The sequence below is a fragment of the Rhodococcus sp. (in: high G+C Gram-positive bacteria) genome (assembly GCF_049286785.1).
GTDB lineage: Bacteria > Actinomycetota > Actinomycetes > Mycobacteriales > Mycobacteriaceae > Rhodococcus_F.
The window spans coordinates 1-5,109 of sequence record NZ_JBAQEO010000278.1; the positions used below are offsets into that span (position 1 = coordinate 1).

Consider the following 5,109-nt stretch of genomic DNA (forward strand, 5'->3'; position numbering starts at 1 on the left):
GGCCTCGAAGGTGCCGTCCAAGGCTCCGTCATCGGCACCTACATGCACGGGCCCGCCCTCGCCCGCAACCCAGAACTCGCCGACCTCCTCCTCAAACGGGCGCTGCGAGTAGACGAACTCGCCCCCCTCGACCTCCCCGAGGTCGAGCAACTTCGCCGCGAGCGCCTCCGCGTGTAGCAGGCGTCGTCCGTCGTCCCCCGCGCCGGTCGTCCCCCGCGCCGGTCGCCCAATGTGACACCGGTTCCGCCTGAATGGACCACTGTGACTGTGAGACTGGATTGGTCCGGCGAACGGACGGGGCACGGAGCCGTCAGGAGGATCGCTGCGGATGGTAAAAGACCCCGAACAGGGGTTCGGCCGGGAATGCATCAGCATTCTCGGCCGGATCTCTGCTTCTCGAGTTTTCTCTGCTCACAGGTACAATTCCTCGATCCGCACTACTGACAATACCCCTGGGTGATCTACGTCACAATAGGTTCGGCGGAACTTTTTGCCGCTTTCGCGTGAGCGGGCAATGCCAGCGCGACGGCGAAGACCAGCATCGACAACACACCACACACGGCGTAGGCGGCGGAGAATCCTCCGGGGGACGCCGTATCGCCCACCATGCCCGCGGCGAGGATCGTCGCTACCACTGCGCTACACATGGTGGTGCCCATCGTCCTCAGCAGCACGTTGACACCATTCGCGGCGGCCATCTGCTGCGACGGCACGGCCCACACGATCAGCATCGGCAGGGTGCTGTAGACCAGAGCGGTCCCGATCGCCGCGATTCCCAGTGCGAGGACGAGCAACCACAGACCCTTGTCGGGGACGGTGTGAATCGAGTATCCGGCGACGAGGCACACCGCACCCGCGAGAATGGTGACCTTTGCGCCGACGCGTTCGGACATCCGCGAGCCGACCTGCGCGAAAATGATCATTGCCACACTCGTCGGCAACTGACAGATTGCAGCCTGGACGATGGTGAGTCCGTAACCGGCCCCGTCGCGCGGCGCCTGGAGCAGTTGCGTGGTGATCAGAGCATTCCCGTAGAACGCGAACCCCACGAGCAGGGCCGTTACGTGCGGCAACAGCACCGTCCGACGTGCGGATACCTGCAGATCGATCAGCGGATTCTTGTTGTGGAGTTGCTGGTACCCCCACAGCAGGAACAGGAACACAGCGGACGCGAACATGCTCAGCACGGCGGGACTCGCCCACCCCCATGAGCTGCCCTGCGTGATCGGAACCAGCAGGCAGACCAGCGCCGCGGTGAGACCCACGGCGCCGGCGCCGTCGAAACGGCCGCCGGAGCGCACTTCCGATTCGCGGATGCACAGGAAGGCTGCCGTGGTGACAGCCACCCCGATACCGGTCGTCACCCAGAAGAGCATGTGCCAGTTGGAGTATTCGGCGATTGTCGCCGCGAACGGTAACCCGAGCGCGGTGCCGATCCCGAGCGTCGAACTCATCGTCGCGATCGCTCGATTGACCTTCTCGCGCGGAAGCTCGTCGCGCAGGATCGAGATACCGATAGGGATCACCGCCGCACCGGCACCCTGCAATCCGCGGGCGAAGATCAGCAATGCGATGTCGGACGTGACCGCGCACAGCACGGAGCCGGCCGTCATCAGAATGAAGGCGACGAGCAACATCCGCTTCTTACCGACCATGTCGGCCAGACGCCCGAAGATCGGTGTCACCACCGCGCCGACGAGGAGTGTCGTCGTGATCAACCACGACACCGATTGCAGGCTGGCGCCGGTGAAACCCGGCATGCTCGGCAGCAACGGCACCATCACCGTCTGCAGGACGGCCTGGAACACACCACCGAAGGCCAGGATCGGGAAGAGGAAACGAGAACCACCCGACGATGTCGCCGAACCCCGGGGTGGGTGGTCCGCTGGAGCCGGGGGCTCGGGAGCTGAGAAGGGGCGCGTCAACGAGATCGTCACGTGTCACCCCTTGCAGCTGGTAAATGGTTGTTCACCACAGTAGGTGAACAACGATTTACTTAGCAAGACTTCAGATGTGATCTACGTCCAACAATTGCTGCACGATCGGCGAATACCGCTCCACCACCTGCTCCGGCGTTCCGGTCGCATACTCCTGCATCATCCTGCGACGCATCACTGCGAGCCCCGTCAGCATCGACATCACGAGCTCCGCCCGCAGCCGAGCATTGTCCCCGGTCAGGCGTCCGGCGAGGGTGTCGATCATCTGCGTCGAATAGTTGGCCCGCAGCTTACGGCTGCTCTCCTCGCTCGGCCCACTCATGAACAGAATGCTCAACGACAGCGGCTTGTACGGTTCGAGGGGACGCGCGAACATCTCGACCATCCGCCGCCCCAGGCCGTCGACGGGCCCCTCGAACAACGTCGCCGCCGCCGCCCGAAAATCGACCAGCGCGTCGAACAACTGCTCCTTCGAACCGAAGTACTTGATGATCAACGGGGCGCTGACCCCGGCGTCCTCGGCGATCTCCTTGAGCGTGATGTCACGGTACGGGCGGGTCGCGAAGGCCCGCCCCGCGGCGTCGATGATCAATGCCCGGGTCTGCTCGGCGGTGCGCTTGACGGTCCCACCCGACGTCCCAGCACCCGGCGTCCCAACACCCGGCGTCCCAACACCCGACGTCACAGCGTCCTCCGTCCCGACAACGCCCGGCCCAGCGTGAGCTCGTCGGCGAACTCGAGGTCGCCGCCCATCGGCAGACCCGACGCCAGCCGACTGACCGTCAGCCCGGGGAAGTCGCGGAGCATCCGGACGAGGTAAGTGGCGGTGGCTTCACCCTCGGTGTTCGGATCGGTCGCGATGATCACTTCGGAGACGTCGACACCGTCCTCCTGGTTACCGATGCGCGTGAGCAACTCGCGGATGCGGAGCTGATCGGGCCCAATCCCCGACAGCGGATCCAGAGCGCCTCCGAGCACGTGGTAGCGACCTTTGAACTCGCGTGTGCGCTCGACAGCCTGGACGTCTTTGGGCTCCTCGACAACACAGATCACCGTGTGATCGCGGCGGGGATCGGCGCAGATGCGGCAATGCTCCTTGTCGGAGACGGTGCCGCACACCACACAGAACTGGACTCCGTCACGGACCCGTTGCAGGGCGTTCTTCAGCCGATCGATTTCGGGTGGCTCGACACCGAGGAGGTGGAAAGCTATGCGCTGCGCACTTTTCGGACCGACTCCCGGAAGTTTGCCGAGTTCGTCGATCAGATCCTGAACCGGACCTTCGTACACGCGACGCCTCTAGAAGCCGGGGAGACCGGGCAGGCCTCCACCGAATCCGCCCGCGAGCGGACCGAGCTTCTCCGCCGCGATCTGCTGTGCCTTGTTGGAAGCGTCCTCGATGGCACCGATGACGAGATCCTGCAGCGTCTCGACGTCGTCGGGATCCACCACCTTGGGATCGATCCTCAGGCCGACCACTTCACCGGTTCCCTTGACGGTGGCGGTCACGAGTCCACCACCGGCCTGCCCGGTGACCTCGGCCTCGGCCATCTCCTGCTGCGCGGCCATCAGCTGCTGCTGCATCTGCTGCGCCTGCGCGAGAAGCTGAGACATGTCGGGTTGTCCACCTGGTTGCACTGACGGAATCCTTTCAGAAGGTTTCTCTCGCCAGCGTAGACCGTGGGCGAGCCGGTCGTCCGCGTCCGGCACCGGCGTCAGCCCAGTGCGCGCTTCAGGTTTTCCAGGACCTTCGCCTGGATCTTCTTCAGCCCGAGCGGCGCGAAGGTCTTCTCGAAGAAGCCGCCGATGCCGCCGGCCCCTTTCCACTCGGTGGTCGTGGAGACAGTCGAGCCCGCCCCGTTGGGGGCGACGTCCCAGGTGGTCACGAGCGATGAGTTCGCGTCCGTCTCGGTGATCCGATTGCCCGTCACCGTCACGGATGCCTTGATATTCCGGGTCCGCTTCTTCGTCGCCTGCAACGTCCACTGCGCGACGGTGCCACTGCCCTGGCCACCCTCGAGGACGCGGTAGTCGAGGTACTCCTCGGGGAGGATGCGCGGACGCATCGTCTCGTAATCCGCCAGAGCGGCGAGCACCGTCTCCGGTGTGGCTGCGACGACTATCGAACTGCTCGCGCTGACCTGACCCACAGTGGGAACTCCTCTTGTACGGTTTCTGCAAAACGCTTTGCCACGCACATCCTGCCTGCCGCCCCGGCGTCCCGACGAGGAAGCGACATTCGGTTGTGAGCAGCTAGCTCACTCGAGGGAGCGCCGAACAACACAATTGTGAGACATCCGTGTGAATCTACGGACGAGTGCATTGATTTGCGTGGCCTGAACTCGCCGGGAGAGATAGCGTCAGGGTTGTGGCTGCCTCTTCGGTTGAACTACTGAAAAGCATGCGGGAGGGTCGACGCCCCTTCCGCATTGATCGAACTCCGCCCCTCGCCGGGCCCGACGCTCACCGCGCGGGTGTCGAACGTCTCCTCGCGTCGTACCGTGCGATCCCCTCGGACGCCACCGTGCGACTCGCGAAGAAGACCTCCAACCTCTTCCGGGACCGCGCCCGCTCCGATGCGCCCGGCCTCGATGTGTCCGGACTCGGCGGCGTCATCTCCGTCGATCCGCAGGCGAGGACCGCCGACGTCGCCGGAATGTGCACGTACGAAGATCTGGTGGACGCCACCCTGCCGTACGGCCTGGCGCCACTGGTGGTCCCGCAACTCAAGACCATCACGCTCGGCGGCGCCGTCACCGGCCTCGGCATCGAATCGACGTCCTTCCGGAACGGCCTACCGCACGAATCGGTGCTCGAGATCGACGTGCTGACGGGCAGCGGCGACATCGTCACCGCGACACCGGAAGGCGAGAACTCCGACCTCTTCTGGGGATTCCCCAACTCGTACGGCACGCTCGGCTACTCCACACGCCTGCGGATCCAACTCGAACCGGTCGCACGTTTCGTCGCGCTCCGCCACCTGCGTTTCGACTCGCTGGAAGAGATGCAGTCGACGATGGACCGCATCGTCGGCGATCGTGTCCACGACGGTATTCCCGTCGACTATCTCGACGGTGTGGTCTTCACCGAAAGGGAGAGCTACCTGACCCTGGGACACCAGACCGACGAGGGTGGGCCCGTCAGCGACTACACCGGTCGGAATATCTTCTAC

Annotated in this window: 6 protein-coding genes and 1 pseudogene; 2 read left to right on the plus strand and 5 right to left on the minus strand. The window is 64.6% G+C overall.

The window, feature by feature from the left end; translation table 11 throughout:
* Positions 1–177, plus strand: a pseudogene (locus WAW17_RS11095) (glutamine amidotransferase); the annotation flags it as partial.
* Between the two features lie 284 nt (positions 178–461).
* Here the strand turns inward: WAW17_RS11095 and WAW17_RS11100 are convergent.
* From WAW17_RS11100 to WAW17_RS11120, 5 genes are all read right to left on the minus strand, one after another.
* Positions 462–1,937, minus strand: a complete 1,476-nt coding sequence (locus tag WAW17_RS11100) for an MFS transporter (protein ID WP_422333032.1) — start codon at positions 1,935–1,937, stop codon at positions 462–464.
* 70 nt (positions 1,938–2,007) lie between these two features.
* Positions 2,008–2,529: a TetR family transcriptional regulator gene (locus WAW17_RS11105; RefSeq protein WP_422333037.1), complete on the minus strand. Its 522-nt coding sequence runs from the start codon at positions 2,527–2,529 to the stop codon at positions 2,008–2,010.
* A gap of 89 nt (positions 2,530–2,618) precedes the next feature.
* Positions 2,619–3,227: a recombination mediator RecR gene (gene recR / locus WAW17_RS11110; protein WP_422333033.1), complete on the minus strand. Its 609-nt coding sequence runs from the start codon at positions 3,225–3,227 to the stop codon at positions 2,619–2,621.
* Between the two features lie 9 nt (positions 3,228–3,236).
* On the minus strand, positions 3,237–3,551 hold the full coding sequence (locus tag WAW17_RS11115; protein WP_422333034.1) for a YbaB/EbfC family nucleoid-associated protein: 315 nt from the start codon (positions 3,549–3,551) through the stop codon (positions 3,237–3,239).
* Positions 3,552–3,652: 101 nt separating this feature from the next.
* Positions 3,653–4,087 carry an SRPBCC family protein gene (locus WAW17_RS11120; RefSeq protein ID WP_422333035.1) on the minus strand — a complete coding sequence of 145 codons (435 nt, stop codon included), beginning with the start codon at positions 4,085–4,087 and terminating at the stop codon, positions 3,653–3,655.
* A gap of 251 nt (positions 4,088–4,338) precedes the next feature.
* Between WAW17_RS11120 and WAW17_RS11125 the strand changes: the two genes are divergently transcribed.
* Positions 4,339–5,109: FAD-binding protein (locus WAW17_RS11125; RefSeq protein WP_422333036.1), on the plus strand; the 771-nt coding region annotated here is incomplete at its 3' end.